We start from the raw sequence: 14,343 nt of genomic DNA on the forward strand, positions 1-14,343 counted from the left end.
TTTACAATACCCGGGAAATCAGGTTATATGCTGTAACCGCATAAAGCAGGACCGTCATTACACCAAGACAGACCGCCTCCCCTTTTGAACCTTTATCATAACTTTCTTTTGCATTCACTATCATTGACAATCCCAAAAATACAAACATTATTGGCATGGAAATATCAAATGACACCAGCCTCAGCAAACCAACCGCAGCAAAAAGTATCGTTAATACTGAAAATATGGCCTTCCACTTACGCATCTCTTTTCCTCCTGGCAGTATATGTTATCTTAATTGTAAAATAACCGGATTAGGAAAGATAGTATCTGAATCCTTAATATTTACTGCATTCCTGTTGATGGTTGATGGATTCTATTGTATTCTGTATTTAACAAACCGGAACAGCCTCCGGAGATGCCTCATAAAATAAAACGGTTAAGGAGAAATTAAATATGCCATTTGCGGAAACATGTATCTATCAGGTTAAGCCCCAGAAGGTGGATGAATTTGAATCATTGATGCTGGAAATCCAGGATTTTCTAAAGAAACAGGAGGGATTACTCCTGCTACGGCTGGTTAAGAGAGGATACCATATAGACCTGGAACAGATCAGGGAAGGTCTGCCTCCCAAAGAAATCACCCGCATCATCAAAAGCGTCAAGTATGTGCTTTACTGGGAATTTGATACAAAGGAAAGTTATGGAATTGCCCAGAAAAATCTTTATGACAGCCACTGGAAGTCCATTGAGAGATGCCTGGTAATGCCCCATGATAAGTACTTGGGTGAAGTATTATTCTGACAGCAGGATTTAATCCAACGCTGCCCAATTACGTTTACATGGCGCCTTGCGGCTCATTTCCACCGTAACAGCATCCGTACCCGCAGAATGTCCCATATAAAGGATTTCCAGGTAAATGCAAAAGACCTTCAGCCGTAAACAAAACAGCCGAAGGTCTTTTCCCTTCCCCCTGCCTGGGGAAAAATATGATTTACCATTATTCAGCGTTCACGCTCCCACTGGCCCTTGCTGTTGCGGCCAAATGCACTCCCGCCCCCTGCCTCCACATACCCAAGTATGTCAGGATACAGGTTGCATACGGTATTCAGGGACCAGATGGATGCATGTCCGGGATTATTTACATATTCATCGGTCTCATCGCCTGCAAAAAAACGCCAGCCCGTATCCGGCCACTTGTCGCTGGTATCCTCATCCCGGTACATATATCCGATGGCCCTTCCCTCTTCAATCTGCTTTGACACAATGCAGCCGCCGTTATGGGGAAGCAGCTGGACCCATTCCCTCTCATCCGGCACATACCAGGCATTCCTGTACCACGCCCCGCCTTCTTCCAGAAGATGGCGTACAAGGTTTGCATTGATGTCCAGGAAGGACAGCATATCCTCCTCATTGTTTTCCGGGACAAAATAAACAGCCCCGCAGATACAGCTTATGGCATATTCCTTGAAACTGTGGTAAAACACCTGCGCCTTGGCTATCTGATAATCGAATATCCCAAAAAACTCCTCTTCCGTTATCATGCCGCACGCAAATGCCTTCCGCCCCAGTCCAATCCGCTCATTGATATCCCATGCATAGAATCCCCGTTCCTCCAGGTAGGGACGGAACATGGAGGCACGGTCAATCCGCTCTTCAAAGGCCATCCTGCCCTCTTCCCCCAGCTCCTTAAGGTCAAACAGCGGCGCGCCGCACCAGAAGGTCATGAACTGCTCATACTCCTTGCCCGATGTATACTGCTTCATGCAGGCCTCCTCCAGGCTTTCCCTGTCATGGATGCCGTAAAGCCGGAACAGGTGGGCCTTCAGTTCCTCTGCATCCTTATCATCCTGACACCTGTAGAGATTTTCATATCCCATGTGTACCGGGATTCCCGGCGCCTTACGGCATGTGGCGATGCCGCTTAAGAGCAGGGCAAATTCCTTCCTGTCCGTGACCCGGGGCTGCTGCGGTTCAGGCATTGCCTGTATTTCCGTTAAGACGGCCCTGAGGGCTTGTGCTATCTTATCCATCTGACTGCCTCCTGTATTTGATAGGGACAGTATAACATATACATGCATTTACATCCAGATGGAAATCCTTTATCCCATCACGGCCTTCCCCGCATACCCGCATTCCCCTGTAATCCCCTGGTACCGGCAGGTGCTGCACTCCGTGATATACCCCACATACTTATCGGTTTCAATATAAGCCCCGCACAGGCCCTGATGGCGGGCATATACCTGAAGGCACATATCCGCTACAAAATTACAGGCAGTGGCTTTGCCGCTACAGTATTTACAGACATAATCCCCACAGGCCCTTTCCTCTGCCTCCATACCGTTTGGAAGACGCATTTTCTTTAACTGACGGCCCATATGCCATGGCCTCCTTTCCATTGATGACGCCGGGTTGCCTCCGGCCCTATGACTAAGCGCTGCCCGGCTTAAATCCGCCGCCCGGCGCCCGGTATCTGAAAGAAGGCGGCAAGGAGCCGCCTTCCTGGTTATTTATCTGGTTTCTTATCTGGTTGCTTATGGAAGCCGGCTACTTGGAATTCCTGTCATCCTTCATGCCATGGAGCGCTCTCCAGATATGCTCCGGATCCAGAGGCAGTTCCGTGAAGTATACGCCGGTTGCCATATTAACCGCGTTGGCAATGGCCGGAGCCACCGGAGCCGCAGAGCCTTCGCCAGCTTCCTTTGCGCCCAGGGGGCCTTCCTCATCCGGTGCAAAGTCGTAGAAAGTACGCATCTTAGGCATGTCAAGGGCGGTTGGCAGACGGTAGTCGCGGAAGTTGGGGTTCAGTATCTTACCTTCCTTGGTCACATTGTGCTCATAGACCGCATATCCAAGGCCCATCCCGATGGAGCCTTCTAACTGTCCTTCCACAGCCCTCTTATTCAGGGCGCGGCCGCAGTCATGGGCGAACACGAATTCATCAATATCCAGCACGCCTGTCTCCTCATCCACGGTCAGATGGGCTGCCCCGGTGGAGAAGCTGTAGGCCGGCGCATAGTTGGTGGTGTTATTTCCATTGTACTGGGAGTTGTCGGTGCGGTGATAATAGGAGCCCACGCCAATCAGCTCATCCCCGCCCTTGACGGTCATGTACTTGAACATGGCATCCCCAATGGGCATCTGGAATTCTGCGTTCTCCTTGCTGATTACCTTTCCGTCCAGGCACTCTAAGGTTTCAGGCATGACGCCCCACATGGGGGCAATGACCTCAAACAGCTGGCGCTTGGCGTCCACGGCAGCGCGGCGGGCAGCATTGCCTGCCAGGAAGGTCACGCGGCTTCCGTAAGAACCGGAATCCCAGGGCGTAAGGAAGGTGTCGGACATGAAGGTCTTCACCATATCCATGGGAAGCCCCAGTTCCTCAGCCACAATGGCGGTCATGACCGTATCGGAACCCTGGCCGATGTCATGGGAACCAATGTACAGGGTGGCCATGCCCCTCTTGTTCATGCGCAGGGTCACGCAGGCAGAACTCTGGTTGGGAGCTTCCAGCACTGCAAATCCGGTTCCGGATACAAACCCGGTTCCTGCAAAGCCGATGCCCTCTCCCTTCTTCATCTTATCCTTTTTCTCATACCAGCCGATTTCCTTTGCAGCCGTATCCAGGGTTTCCTTGTACGCGCAGCTGGTGATTGCCAGGCCAGCAGGAGCCACGTAGCCCGGGTCAGCCGCGCTGATCTTGCGGAATTCCACAGGATCCATGCCCAGCTGGTCCGCCGCGAACTGCATGTTCAGGTCATGTGCAAAATGCACCTGGCAGGCAGTATATCCCCTCATGGCCCCGGCGGACGGGTTATTGGTGTACACGCGCCTTGCCAGGAAATCCACGGAATTCATCTTATACGGGAAGTTGGCCCACAATGTGGACTGGGCGCACGCCGCAACACCGGAACCGCCGTAAGGGCCGCCGTCCAGCACGTGATAGCATTTCTTGGCAAGGAGCCTGCCGTCCGCCCCAAAGGCAGTGTCAATGTGCATGTAAATCGGATGACGGTTACGGGTGGTCTGGAATACTTCCTCACGTGACAGGATCATGCGCACCGGGCGCCCTGTCAGCTCCGACATCTTGGCGGCGCAGAGTCCAAAGGAATAGGAATCCAGCTTGCCGCCGAATCCGCCGCCCACCAGGGGTTTAATCACCCGCACCTGGTTCTCGCCCACGCCCAGGCAGCGCGCATACCAGAACTGGTCCACAAATGACATCTGCGTGGACATCCAGATGGTATAGGTGCCGTTCCTGTAGGTGGCCACCGCGCCGTGAGGTTCCATTGCCGCATGGACCATACGGTGGGTCTTATAATCCCTGTGCTGCACATAGGATGCCTGGTCAAATTCCTGGTCAATATCCGTTCCCGCCTTCATCACGGACTGCATGCCGATATTGTGGATGCCCTTGCCCTCCCAGTTAACCTCGGGCGCATCCTCTTCCATGGCCTCAAAGGGGTCGAACACACCGGGAAGCACCTCATACTCCACCTTAATCAGGTCAACGGCCCTCTGGGCTGTCTCCTCGTCCACAGCCGCCACCGCTGCGATGTCATCGCCTACCTGGCGTACTTTTTCAGAGCACAGCACTTCCTTGTCCGCGAACTCGGCCGCGAATTCCCCGTTTCCGACAAAGGACTTCCACTCAAAATCCCTGGCTGTCAGTATGCATTTTACGCCTGGAAGCTTCTCAGCCTCACTGGTGTCAATAGAAATGATCCTGGCGGAGGCATAAGGGCTTCTGACCATTTTACCGGTAAGCATGTCAGGGAACATGATATCGCCAACATACTGGCCGTGTCCTGTCACCTTATCCTCAGCGTCAATCCTGACGTAATTGTTCTCACCGGTCAGGCGGTAAAACTCCGGTTTCTTAAAATAATGTTTGTCACAGTCTTTATGCATTCTCTGATTCCTCCTCCCAGTCCATCTCTGCGGCGGCTGCCTGGATTGCCTCCACGATCTTGGCATAGCCGGTACACCTGCACAGGTTGCCCTCAATGGCTTCCCTGATTTCCAGTTCCGTCGGATGCTTATTCACATCCAGCAGCGCCTTGGCTGACATGATCATGCCCGGGGTACAGTAACCGCACTGCATGGCCCATTTCTCTATGAACTGCTTCTGGATTGGGTGGAGCATCCCTTCCTTTGCAACGCCCTCCACGGTCAGCACCTCGTGGCCGTCGCATTCCACTGCCAGGGTACAGCAGGAATTGACCGGCTTACCGTCCAGCAGCACGGTACATGCGCCGCATTCGCCTTCCTCACACCCCTTTTTTGTCCCGGTTAAGAACAGCTGGTCGCGGAGGAAATCCAGAAGTGTCAGGTTATCTTTTACAATTGCATCAATGGGGTCTCCGTTGATGATTAAATTTATGCTATGTTTCATATCCCCGTCCTCCTATAAACTTTCCATTGCCTGTTTGATGGCACGTTTTGTAAACACACGGATCATATCCTTCCGGTATTCTGCTGACGCACGGATATCGGAGATAGGATGACAGGAATCCATGGCTTCCTCGGATGCCTTAACAATGGTTTCATCCGTAAGGGCCTTGCCGATAAGGGCCTGTTCTGCCTTGGGGGCGCGGATCGGGGTCGCGGCAACTGCGCCCAGGGCAATCCTGGCGTCCGTACAGATGCCGTCTTCCACTTTAATCTTGACTGCAACGCCGATGATGGCCAGGTCCATTGCCTTTCTCACCGCATGCTTTATGTAGGCGGCGCCCTCGTTTTCAGCCAGCGGCGGGATGATGATGCCGGTTACGATTTCCCCTGGCTCCAGGGATGTCTTCTTGACGCCCAGGAAAAAGTCCTGGATTTTGATGACCCGGTCCTTGTTCGGGCCCTGTACCAGGATTTTTGCGTCCTGTGCCAGCAGATTGGGGGCAGTGTCACAGGATGGGGATGCATTGCAGATATTCCCTGCCATGGTGCCCTTGGTCCTGATCTGGGTGGATGCAACCACCTTGGCCGCATGGGCAATGGCCGGGTTCTTCTCTTTTACAAGGGACGAGGTCTCAATGGTGCGCAGGGTTGTCAGCGCGCCGATCTTCAGGCCTTCCTTCTCATCATATTCCAGATAGTCCATGTCCGGAATCTTCTTTAAATCAATGATATACTCCGGCGAAATCACCTTATCCTTCATTGGCGGGATCAGGTCCGTGGCGCCGGCCATGACTTTTGCCGTGCTGCCAAGCTCAAGGAGCAGATTGCACGCCTCCCCAATGGTCTTAGGAGCCAGATACTCAAATTGAGGTAATACCATTTACGTTTTCCTCCTTATATTTCCTTCGTTTTGCCTGTTAATTGTTACGTTCTCCTTATGTATCTGATTGTAGAAGGAAATGGGGGAACTTGCCAGAAGTGTATATCACAGATGTTACAATTGCTACAGGTATTATTTTTTTACACTTTCATTTCCCTGTAAAATTCAATATAGCCGCAGTCCCTGCAAACATAGGCAATAGTGGGGCCCAGAGGTTTATCCGGGTCCGGGACATGGTCCAGTTCATCCACCCATACCAGATGGGTCCGGATATGGTTTATCTCCATGGTTCCATTACATTTCGGACAATTCATCAATTTTTCTCCTCCTTTATGTAACTTTTTTACTTGTCCAGTATACACCAAAAAGAGAGAGGCGTGAATACCCCCTCTCCCCATTTAGCTGTATGGGTTACATATCAGTCATAACCCGGTATATTATTTAAAGCCCTTCTTTCTTCTCAATATCCTCCCGCACGAACATGATGAGGAAGCTTGCCAGAAGGAGGATGCAGCTGAGCCAGATGGTCTTTTCCCCCATAAGGGATGTGGACACGCTTCCCATCACCGCACCCACTGCAAATATTAGGATGACCCCATAATACCGCACGCACCTGCCCAGACATTCCCTGTCCTTTGTATGACGGAATCGGTACAGCTGTTCCGTGGCGCTGCGCAGGTTTCCGATGCACATGGTGGATGCATAAGGACTTCCTTTAATCTTACGGAAGGCATCGACCTGCAGTGCACAGACAAATGACACCATGATGTTGGCAGCCATATTCATGGACTGGGGCATGAATCCAACTGCAAACAGCAGCAGGATCTCAATGGCCACCACCATCTGCCTCCAGTGAAGTCTCCCATCCCGCTGGTGAAGCCGCCTGATGTGTTCTGCCATATACACACCCGCTGCAAATGCGGCAACCGGCCCAAAATACCGCAGGGCCACGCCCCACTGGCCGGAAGCCAGGTAGCTTCCCATCAGCACGATGTTGCCTGTCTGGGCATTGGCAAACACCTTTCCACGGCAGTAATATGTATAAGCATCCTGAAATCCGCCTGACAGGGTCAAAAAAATACCCGTTGACACAGCCTCTGACATCTGTCCACGGGTATATATATGTTTCTCCATCTCTCATGCCGCCTTTCCCAAGTTAATGATGATATCTTTCCAACTCAAGATTGTATCACAGCTGAGACTAAATGAAAATAGCAAATTACCAGTACAGTGCACCGGTGTCTGCGCATGGCAGTGATGGTGCCGCATGGCAGTAATGGTGCCGCCCAGCGTGAATATATCAGGCGGCACTCAATCTTATTGACAGGGCAGTCCGGTGTGGCCCTCGATATACTCCGGCACATCCTCCGGATAAATATCAAGCGCGGCCGCCAGTTCCCCGAACAAAAGCCTTCTTGCAGCCTTTGCCCCGTCCTTTTCCCGGACAGACAGAATCCTTCCTTTGCCCTTGCGGGACTGTTCCATTCTGGATATCTCCTTAATCATGGATGCCAGTTCCAGACAGTCTCCTGACTGGATAGCCTCCTTATAGGCCTGGGGCCGCTCCCTGTCATTGGCATACTCCTTGCACTCCACATCCGGCCATGCCTTAACAAAACGCTCGGCATCCTTCCGGCTCATGATGCCCCTCATCATAACCTTGTCGCTATCCACCGGAATACAGATGGTCGTGTCTTTTTCGTATCTTGGCACCAGATAATAATACAGTCTGTCATTATCTGAAAAGTCTGTCCTGGAGATTTTCTCTACCTGACATACACCTACCGTTCCATAGAGTATGAATTCACCTTTTTTGAACAATTTCCCACCTTTCTGAACACATTATGTTCAAGCGTTTACCGGGTATTTATCTATTATAGCACATTTTTCATATTATGTAAACCCAGCCTGTCCCACTCCACGGCATACGCATGAATATGAGATTGCAACGGAATACAGTGTGCGGTTAATTGACAGGAGCAGGCAAGGGGAGGATGACGACAGTTTTTAGGATCAGAAGGCCATGATTGGGGATTTTAGTGTCATATCATTCTATACAACCATGCCAACTCTGATTATAATAAACAAATAAAAACAAAGGAGTGTGTGACATGCCATTATTACTATTTATCTGTATCATTGTACTGGTTGCCCTTTTGGTCGTCAAAAGCAAACAGGCGTCCCAAAAGAAAAATGCTGCCAAAATCAAGGCAAAGGAGGAGTCGTTCTGGGATATGGTCCGTAAAAATGTAACAGGCATCATTCCAGAAACAGCCGGCCTTGATTTTGTACTCGCCGCAGGTACCAAGGACGTCAAGGCTTCGTTAAACGGATACAGACGGCTGCAGACAGGTTATGATGAACTGCCCGTTTATATCATTGCCTATGGCGGGGATGAGATGTATCTCACATCCGTAAAATGCCCTTCTGCCAGGTTCATGAATCCGGATGCTTCCTTCATCCTGCACATGACAACCCAAAACGTAGAAAAAATCGATGCAGGGAACCGTAAGGCAGCCATTTATTTAAAAAATAAACAGTTTATCGCTATGTCTGTTGAATCCCGCATCATTTCCGGAATTGAGCAGCCGGAAGAAAGCAGGAAATTCCATGAATATCTAAAGGCCTTCATCGAGAAGGTGAATCATGATTAAAATATAGGGACGAATGGTATTACTAAAAGATAAAAATCCCATGTCATTTTGTGGACTACCCGTTGTCTAAAGCCGATGGGTAGTTCACTGCGGCTGAACCCTCCAATCCCATCATTGGATTCCCACTTCAGACACACGTCCAGATTGCAATGGGAAATTTTTCCCATAACCTTCCTAACCGTCATGGCCTTCACAACCTTGTTAATTGGCTGAAGAAACCCAGATTTTCCGTATATTTTGTTAAAATCCATCCGGCCTCCGCGCTATTTGAAAAACTTTCTCAAATAAATGGCTGGACAATTCCCCCGCCTTCCTGTATGATACTTTTATAGTTAGTCAATACTAACCATAAATTGAAACAGTAAAGATACCTGCAGCTAAAAAACCATATAGCAGCCACAACAATCTGAATCACGGACAAGGAGGATTTCACATGAGTGTTGTCATCATCGGAGGCCATGACCGCATGGTAAGCCAGTACAAAAAAATCTGCAAGAACTACAACTGCAAAGCAAAGGTATTTACCCAGATGAGCGCAAGCCTGGACAAACAGATCGGCCGTCCCGACCTGCTGGTGCTGTTCACCAACACGGTCTCACATAAAATGATACGCTGCGCCCTGGACGAGGTGGGGAATGGTACGGAAATCGTGCGCTGCCACACCAGCAGCGGCACAGCCCTCACAGAAATCCTGGAAGAAAAATGTGCTGTCTGTGCCGTTTGATACATCTGCCGGTTGAAAATCCATTCCCGGCGTCAGTAAGCTCTGAGGGCAGCAGCGGCCAGATCCACTTCCTCCGCTGTGTTAAAATGGGAAAAGCTGAATCTTACAGCCCCCTGTTCCCTGGTTCCCAGGGCTTCATGCATCAGAGGCGCGCAGTGTCCGCCTGAACGGGTATAAATCCCATGCTCCTGTGCCAGGTAATCACTGACCTCACCCGAGTCTTCATCCCCCAGGTTCAGGGCCACGATGGCAGCCCTCTCCTGCTGTTCAAAATCCCCATATATACATACCCCGGGAATGGCGCTTACCTGGTCATGAAAACGGCGCATCAATGCCAGTTCCCTATCCCTTATGGTCCCATCGCCCTGCTCCCTGATATAGAGCAGCGCCGCCCTGAGTCCGGCCAGTCCGTGGGCATTGAGGGTGCCTGCCTCCAATGCAGTGGGCATGGAGGCGGGATGGGTTTTGGAGTAGGTCATGATGCCGCTTCCGCCCGACAGCAGGGGGCGCACCCGGATTCCTTTCCTGACGCATATCCCCCCGGTCCCCTGAGGCCCCATCAGACCCTTATGCCCTGTAAAACACAGGATGTCTATATTATCCCGTTCCATATCAATGGAAAACACCCCCGCTGTCTGGGATGCGTCCACCAGGAACAGGGCGCCCGCCTCCCGGCACCAGCCCCCAATCCTCCTGATATCCACCAGATTGCCGGTGAGATTAGAGGCATGGGTACATACCACGGCTTTGGTTCCCGGGATAATGGCAGCCTTCAGGGCATCGTAATCCAACGCGCCCTTATGTCTTTCCTTTTCACTTCTCCCGCCCTGGTCCATTTCCCCGGTACAGCCAACTACCACCAGATCCACGCCCTGGCGCTCCATTTCATAGAGGGGCCGCAGCACGCTGTTGTGTTCCAGCGCCGTGGTCACCACCCGGTCACCCGGATCCAGCACACCTTTTATGGCAATATTCAGGCTCTCCGTGGAATTAGCCGTAAATGCAACCTGCTCCGGTCCATCCCCATGGAACAGTCCGGACAGCAGGTCCCTTGTCTCATACACGGTCCTTGCGCTGGTCAGGGCTGTCTCATAGGTACCCCTGGAACAGTTTCCCATGGTGTTAATGGCCTCTGCCACTGCCTCTGCCACTGTCTTTGGCCTGTAAAAAGAAGTAGCCGCATTATCCAGATAAATCATTGTTAACTCCCGTCATTTCCCTCAGTGTTTAATGGCCCTGCTTCATCTCCAGCATCATCAGCCCTTCCACCACGGAGCCCGCGATGCATCTGGCCTTGTCTGAAATGGTAAAGCAGTTCTCATACTCGCTCTTCCTCGGATCGATATCCGCTATCTTAAATCCCTTTACCACTGGAAAACCATCCTTTATGATTCCCCTTAAAAGTCCGGTCAGGGAGGCCTCAACCGCCACCTCCCCCTGTCCGGTCACAACCGTCCCGATCAGCTGTCCTTTTTCCACCATGCCGCCAATCATTGCCTTTCCAAGGAAAATGCCTTTGGCCGGTGAATGGATGACCCGCTCCGCCCCAACGCCGCCGATGATTCCTGGTATGCCGGTGTTGGGTTCGGCGCTGCCATTGCCGATGATCCGGCCCAGGTTATGCCCTCTCATGGTCTCTATCACAAGGTCCACATCCTGACCCGCGGTAAATCCAGGCCCCAGGCCAATGGTCTTATCCGCCATGTCACGGCTGGTTCCCAGATTCCGCTTGGCCAGTATGGCATCCACCACAGCCCATGGCCTTACCTTGTCAAGGACCTGGCATTGCTCATCAATCATTACCGGGACAACCCCCTGTTCCATCATGGAACAGGCTTCCTCATAGCTGGAAACCTTGACACAGGCCACGCCCTCCACCTCGGCTGACCCGTCATACACTGCTTCCGAAAATGCCACGCACCTTCGGATGGCAGATGGGAAACCTGTCTCCAATATCAGCACCGGGTATCCGCAGCGGTGAAGCCTGTGGATGGTTCCCGTTGCAATATCGCCTCCGCCCCTTACGATTACCAGCTGCTTTGTTCTGTCTGTCATCATAACAATTCATTTCCTTCCCTGAAACGCACCGCGGACAAGGATCCGCGATAGCGCCTGACTCCTATGGACGCACCAGAAGCCTGGCTCCTGTCATGCGTTCCACAATCTCATACATATTTGTAACACTGCCCACCTTCAGCTTATCTGCCAGTCCATAGTGGTTTAAACAGGTGCCGCAGGTAAGTATTTCCACGCCCTGGGCCTCCAGATTCTTTAAATCCTCCACATTGTCCGAGCCTTCGCAGGACAGATATGCGCCGCTGTTATATAAAAGTACGGTTTCCGGCAGGCTGTCCTGCTCGGTCAGGGCGTATACAAACCCCTTCATGAGAAGCTTCCCAAGGGTCCCGTCCCCCTGCCCCATCAGATTTGAGGACAGGACCACCACCATGCCTTTCCTGCGGCAGTCAGGCTGGCAGACGGTATCCTGGGCGTCTCTGGTATCCCCTGCATCAGAGCCGGTTCCCATTCCTGAACCAACCCCGTCATCCGGGCCAATTCCAGTCCCTGAAACAATTCCGTCATCCGGGCCAATTCCATTCCCCGATCCAGCCCCGTCCGTTTTTTCCGGCCCTGCTGCGCCCGCCGTTATCCTCACCTGGAATTCCCTGTCACCGGCCTTTTCATAGGAGGACTTAAGTCCCTTATGGTCCGCCATCTTGCGCAGGTTCTGGACCGCTATCTCATTGTCAACCACCACTTCCACTACTTCCCCCGCATGACAGCGCTCCAATGCCTTCTTTGTATCGATAACAGGAAGCGGACACTGTTTGCCGCGTTCATCTAATCTCATATTTTCCTTCATCCTTTCTTCACATGTACTGTTTTATTTAACAGTAACTGCCTTTTCTTCCCTTGGCCGGATTTCCCCTACAATGGCGCAGGGCAGGCCCAGCTTCCGGATTTCCTCCAGGGCCGGGGCCGCATCCTCCCTGTCCATGGATACCAGCAGCCCTCCCGAGGTCTGGGGGTCGAAGAGGATTTCCTCCAGGGCAAAACCGCAGCCTGCAAATTCCACCTTATCCCCCACATGGTTCCGGTTGCGCTGGGCTGCGGCGGTCAGGTAGAACTCCTCCACATACGCCTCACACTCCGGTATGAAAGGAATGCTGTCCCTGTAAATCAGGGCCGAATAGCTGTCCCCCAGCATCTCGCAAAGATGTCCGAGGAAGCCAAAACCAGTCACGTCCGTGCATCCATGCACCCTGTACCTTCGCACAATTTCAGAGGCATACTTGTTAAGGCTGGTCATGGATCTGACTGCCAGGTCCATGGCTGCATCCGATGCCTCACCCATCCGGGAAGCCGTGCATACGATTCCCACGCCCAGGGGCTTGGTAAGGATTAAAAGGTCGCCCTCCTTACATCCGCTGTTGGCAAATACCTTGTCCGGATGTATGGTTCCTGTTACAGAAAGGCCATACTTCACATCCGAATCAGCAATGGAATGGCCTCCTGCCAGCACTCCCCCTGCCTCCCTTACCTTCTCACTTCCTCCAAGAAGGATCTGGCCAAGGATGTTTAAATCCATGGCTTCCGGGAAACAGACAATGTTAAGGGCCGTCTTCACATCGCCTCCCATGGCATAGATATCGCTCAGCGCATTGGCCGCGGCTATCTGCCCGAATATATATGGATCCTCCACCATGGGCGGGAAAAAGTCCAGGGTCTGTACCATGGCCAGGTCATCTGTCAGCCTGTAGACAGCCGCATCATCCGAGCCTTCATACCCAATCAGGAGATTGGGGTCCTTTGTCTTGGGTATCTTCTCCAATACCTTTGCAAGGGCTCCCGGCCCCAGTTTCGCCGTGCACCCTCCGCCTCTGCAGAATACAATCTCTTCCTGTCCCACGTTCCTTCCTCCTGTCAGTTCGATGATATCTTTAATTCCTCTACCCATTCCTGTGAAAAATGCTTTTCAAACAGCCGGTCCAGCTCCTGTCTGCTCTCCTTCATGAAAGCATCGTAAGCCTCCAGGAGACTGACTGCCTGGGGCGTAAGGGTGGAACCGCCTCCATCCCTTCCCCCTGTCTCCCGCTCGGTCAGCATGAAGCCCCAGGCCTTTTCCGACTCCTTTAACATCTTCCAGGCCTTGCTGTAAGCCATGTTCATGGACTGGGCAGCGCCCTGGAGGGACCCAGTTTCCTCAATCCCCCGCAGCAAAGTTGACATCCCCGGACCAAATGCCTTATTGTCAAAATACAATTTCAGTGATATGCCGTAATGAAGCTGGTTCTGATTCATTTCCTGGCCCCTCTCTTGGTTATGTTTTCAAAAGAATAACGTTTCCCAAACAAAAAAGCCACTCCGGCCATACCAAATACAATGGCTGCCACTGGCTTTTACGATTACCTGCATAAAGCTCCAAACTGCTATTCTTCCGCTGCTTTTATTATAGCAGATTCGCCTGGATATGCAAATGGTTTTTCCAGATCAGCCCTGTATGATGATTTCAAAATCCTTTCCTCTCATCCCAACCCTGCAGTCCCGCTTATACTCCCCTGCCAGCTTCACGATATTATCCCTGGTGTGGGCCGCATCTGCCAGCACGGCCAGGTCCTGCCCCGGATCGGCATCCATCTCATCCATCACGATCAGTACCGGCTCCGGGCAGGACAGTCCCCTTACATCAATCTCCTTCATTCCATCTCCTC

General features: G+C 51.9%; 19 protein-coding genes. 3 read left to right on the forward strand and 16 right to left on the reverse strand.

The features are described 5' to 3' along the window. Position 1 precedes the first annotated feature (1 nt). On the reverse strand, positions 2-244 hold the full coding sequence (locus MCJ35_RS14910) for a hypothetical protein (protein ID WP_025486547.1): 243 nt from the start codon (positions 242-244) through the stop codon (positions 2-4). A 191-nt stretch (positions 245-435) separates the two neighbouring features. Between MCJ35_RS14910 and MCJ35_RS14915 the strand changes: the two genes are divergently transcribed. Then, entirely contained in the window at positions 436-783 is a 348-nt protein-coding gene (locus MCJ35_RS14915; protein ID WP_025486546.1) for a hypothetical protein, read from the forward strand. Positions 784-983: 200 nt separating this feature from the next. Here the strand turns inward: MCJ35_RS14915 and MCJ35_RS14920 are convergent, their stop codons facing one another. The 8 genes from MCJ35_RS14920 to MCJ35_RS14955 form a co-directional block, all read right to left on the reverse strand. Beyond that, positions 984-2,012, reverse strand: coding sequence for an immunity protein Imm33 domain-containing protein (locus MCJ35_RS14920; RefSeq protein ID WP_025486545.1), 1,029 nt, complete (start codon positions 2,010-2,012; stop codon positions 984-986). A gap of 69 nt (positions 2,013-2,081) precedes the next feature. Next, on the reverse strand, positions 2,082-2,357 hold the full coding sequence (locus MCJ35_RS14925; RefSeq protein WP_025486544.1) for a hypothetical protein: 276 nt from the start codon (positions 2,355-2,357) through the stop codon (positions 2,082-2,084). Positions 2,358-2,526: 169 nt separating this feature from the next. Continuing rightward, positions 2,527-4,890, reverse strand: a complete 2,364-nt coding sequence (locus tag MCJ35_RS14930; protein ID WP_025486543.1) for a xanthine dehydrogenase family protein molybdopterin-binding subunit — start codon at positions 4,888-4,890, stop codon at positions 2,527-2,529. Then, positions 4,883-5,374, reverse strand: coding sequence for a (2Fe-2S)-binding protein (locus tag MCJ35_RS14935; protein WP_008717848.1), 492 nt, complete (start codon positions 5,372-5,374; stop codon positions 4,883-4,885). Before MCJ35_RS14935 ends, MCJ35_RS14930 begins: the two co-directional genes overlap by 8 nt. 12 nt (positions 5,375-5,386) lie before the next feature. Further along, entirely contained in the window at positions 5,387-6,253 is an 867-nt protein-coding gene (locus MCJ35_RS14940) for an FAD binding domain-containing protein (RefSeq protein WP_008717850.1), read from the reverse strand. Positions 6,254-6,393: 140 nt separating this feature from the next. After that, positions 6,394-6,567 carry a PF20097 family protein gene (locus MCJ35_RS14945; protein ID WP_165443075.1) on the reverse strand — a complete coding sequence of 58 codons (174 nt, stop codon included), beginning with the start codon at positions 6,565-6,567 and terminating at the stop codon, positions 6,394-6,396. Between the two features lie 127 nt (positions 6,568-6,694). After that, the gene (locus MCJ35_RS14950; RefSeq protein ID WP_025486542.1) at positions 6,695-7,387 is read right to left on the reverse strand and encodes a YoaK family protein; all 693 of its coding nucleotides are present in this window, start codon (positions 7,385-7,387) and stop codon (positions 6,695-6,697) included. Positions 7,388-7,570: 183 nt separating this feature from the next. Further along, on the reverse strand, positions 7,571-8,074 hold the full coding sequence (locus MCJ35_RS14955) for a CarD family transcriptional regulator (protein ID WP_008717856.1): 504 nt from the start codon (positions 8,072-8,074) through the stop codon (positions 7,571-7,573). 290 nt (positions 8,075-8,364) lie between these two features. On the opposite strand from MCJ35_RS14955, the gene MCJ35_RS14960 reads away from it, so the two are divergent. Further along, positions 8,365-8,907 carry a hypothetical protein gene (locus MCJ35_RS14960; protein ID WP_025486541.1) on the forward strand — a complete coding sequence of 181 codons (543 nt, stop codon included), beginning with the start codon at positions 8,365-8,367 and terminating at the stop codon, positions 8,905-8,907. Here the strand turns inward: MCJ35_RS14960 and MCJ35_RS14965 are convergent. Then, a complete protein-coding gene (locus tag MCJ35_RS14965; RefSeq protein WP_025486540.1) occupies positions 8,904-9,158 on the reverse strand; it encodes a hypothetical protein in 255 nt (84 codons plus the stop codon). The two genes, MCJ35_RS14960 and MCJ35_RS14965, sit on opposite strands and share 4 nt — an antisense overlap. Positions 9,159-9,340: 182 nt before the next feature. Between MCJ35_RS14965 and MCJ35_RS14970 the strand changes: the two genes are divergently transcribed. Continuing rightward, a complete protein-coding gene (locus MCJ35_RS14970) occupies positions 9,341-9,631 on the forward strand; it encodes a DUF2325 domain-containing protein (protein WP_025486539.1) in 291 nt (96 codons plus the stop codon). A gap of 32 nt (positions 9,632-9,663) precedes the next feature. On the opposite strand, the gene MCJ35_RS14975 is transcribed toward MCJ35_RS14970, so the two are convergent. From MCJ35_RS14975 to MCJ35_RS15000, 6 genes are all read right to left on the reverse strand, one after another. After that, positions 9,664-10,830: an aminotransferase class V-fold PLP-dependent enzyme gene (locus tag MCJ35_RS14975; RefSeq protein WP_240299554.1), complete on the reverse strand. Its 1,167-nt coding sequence runs from the start codon at positions 10,828-10,830 to the stop codon at positions 9,664-9,666. A gap of 28 nt (positions 10,831-10,858) precedes the next feature. Next, positions 10,859-11,686, reverse strand: a complete 828-nt coding sequence (yqeB, locus tag MCJ35_RS14980; protein ID WP_025486538.1) for a selenium-dependent molybdenum cofactor biosynthesis protein YqeB — start codon at positions 11,684-11,686, stop codon at positions 10,859-10,861. Positions 11,687-11,750: 64 nt separating this feature from the next. After that, on the reverse strand, positions 11,751-12,482 hold the full coding sequence (gene yedF, locus MCJ35_RS14985) for a sulfurtransferase-like selenium metabolism protein YedF (protein ID WP_025486537.1): 732 nt from the start codon (positions 12,480-12,482) through the stop codon (positions 11,751-11,753). A 33-nt stretch (positions 12,483-12,515) separates the two neighbouring features. Continuing rightward, complete coding sequence (selD, locus tag MCJ35_RS14990; RefSeq protein ID WP_008717867.1) at positions 12,516-13,541, reverse strand: selenide, water dikinase SelD; 1,026 nt, start codon at positions 13,539-13,541, stop codon at positions 12,516-12,518. Positions 13,542-13,555: 14 nt separating this feature from the next. Further along, positions 13,556-13,933: a winged helix-turn-helix domain-containing protein gene (locus MCJ35_RS14995; RefSeq protein ID WP_025486536.1), complete on the reverse strand. Its 378-nt coding sequence runs from the start codon at positions 13,931-13,933 to the stop codon at positions 13,556-13,558. Between the two features lie 189 nt (positions 13,934-14,122). Next, a complete protein-coding gene (locus tag MCJ35_RS15000) occupies positions 14,123-14,332 on the reverse strand; it encodes a sulfurtransferase TusA family protein (protein ID WP_025486535.1) in 210 nt (69 codons plus the stop codon). Between the last annotated feature and the right edge of the window lie 11 nt (positions 14,333-14,343).

It is taken from the genome of Enterocloster sp. OA13 (genome assembly GCF_022440595.1).
Classification (GTDB): Bacteria; Bacillota; Clostridia; order Lachnospirales; family Lachnospiraceae; genus Enterocloster; species Enterocloster hominis.

Bases quoted from the DNA above. Each gene is read 5' to 3' on its own strand.
- MCJ35_RS14910 (WP_025486547.1), bottom strand. From the start codon at position 244: ATGCGTAAGTGGAAGGCCATATTTTCAGTATTAACGATACTTTTTGCT.
- MCJ35_RS14915 (WP_025486546.1), top strand. From the start codon at position 436: ATGCCATTTGCGGAAACATGTATCTATCAGGTTAAGCCCCAGAAGGTG.
- MCJ35_RS14920 (WP_025486545.1), bottom strand. From the start codon at position 2,012: ATGGATAAGATAGCACAAGCCCTCAGGGCCGTCTTAACGGAAATACAG.
- MCJ35_RS14925 (WP_025486544.1), bottom strand. From the start codon at position 2,357: ATGGGCCGTCAGTTAAAGAAAATGCGTCTTCCAAACGGTATGGAGGCA.
- MCJ35_RS14930 (WP_025486543.1), bottom strand. From the start codon at position 4,890: ATGCATAAAGACTGTGACAAACATTATTTTAAGAAACCGGAGTTTTAC.
- MCJ35_RS14935 (WP_008717848.1), bottom strand. From the start codon at position 5,374: ATGAAACATAGCATAAATTTAATCATCAACGGAGACCCCATTGATGCA.
- MCJ35_RS14940 (WP_008717850.1), bottom strand. From the start codon at position 6,253: ATGGTATTACCTCAATTTGAGTATCTGGCTCCTAAGACCATTGGGGAG.
- MCJ35_RS14945 (WP_165443075.1), bottom strand. From the start codon at position 6,567: ATGAATTGTCCGAAATGTAATGGAACCATGGAGATAAACCATATCCGG.
- MCJ35_RS14950 (WP_025486542.1), bottom strand. From the start codon at position 7,387: ATGGAGAAACATATATATACCCGTGGACAGATGTCAGAGGCTGTGTCA.
- MCJ35_RS14960 (WP_025486541.1), top strand. From the start codon at position 8,365: ATGCCATTATTACTATTTATCTGTATCATTGTACTGGTTGCCCTTTTG.
- MCJ35_RS14965 (WP_025486540.1), bottom strand. From the start codon at position 9,158: ATGGATTTTAACAAAATATACGGAAAATCTGGGTTTCTTCAGCCAATT.
- MCJ35_RS14970 (WP_025486539.1), top strand. From the start codon at position 9,341: ATGAGTGTTGTCATCATCGGAGGCCATGACCGCATGGTAAGCCAGTAC.
- MCJ35_RS14975 (WP_240299554.1), bottom strand. From the start codon at position 10,830: ATGATTTATCTGGATAATGCGGCTACTTCTTTTTACAGGCCAAAGACA.
- yqeB (WP_025486538.1), bottom strand. From the start codon at position 11,686: ATGACAGACAGAACAAAGCAGCTGGTAATCGTAAGGGGCGGAGGCGAT.
- yedF (WP_025486537.1), bottom strand. From the start codon at position 12,482: ATGAGATTAGATGAACGCGGCAAACAGTGTCCGCTTCCTGTTATCGAT.
- MCJ35_RS14995 (WP_025486536.1), bottom strand. From the start codon at position 13,933: ATGAATCAGAACCAGCTTCATTACGGCATATCACTGAAATTGTATTTT.
- MCJ35_RS15000 (WP_025486535.1), bottom strand. From the start codon at position 14,332: ATGAAGGAGATTGATGTAAGGGGACTGTCCTGCCCGGAGCCGGTACTG.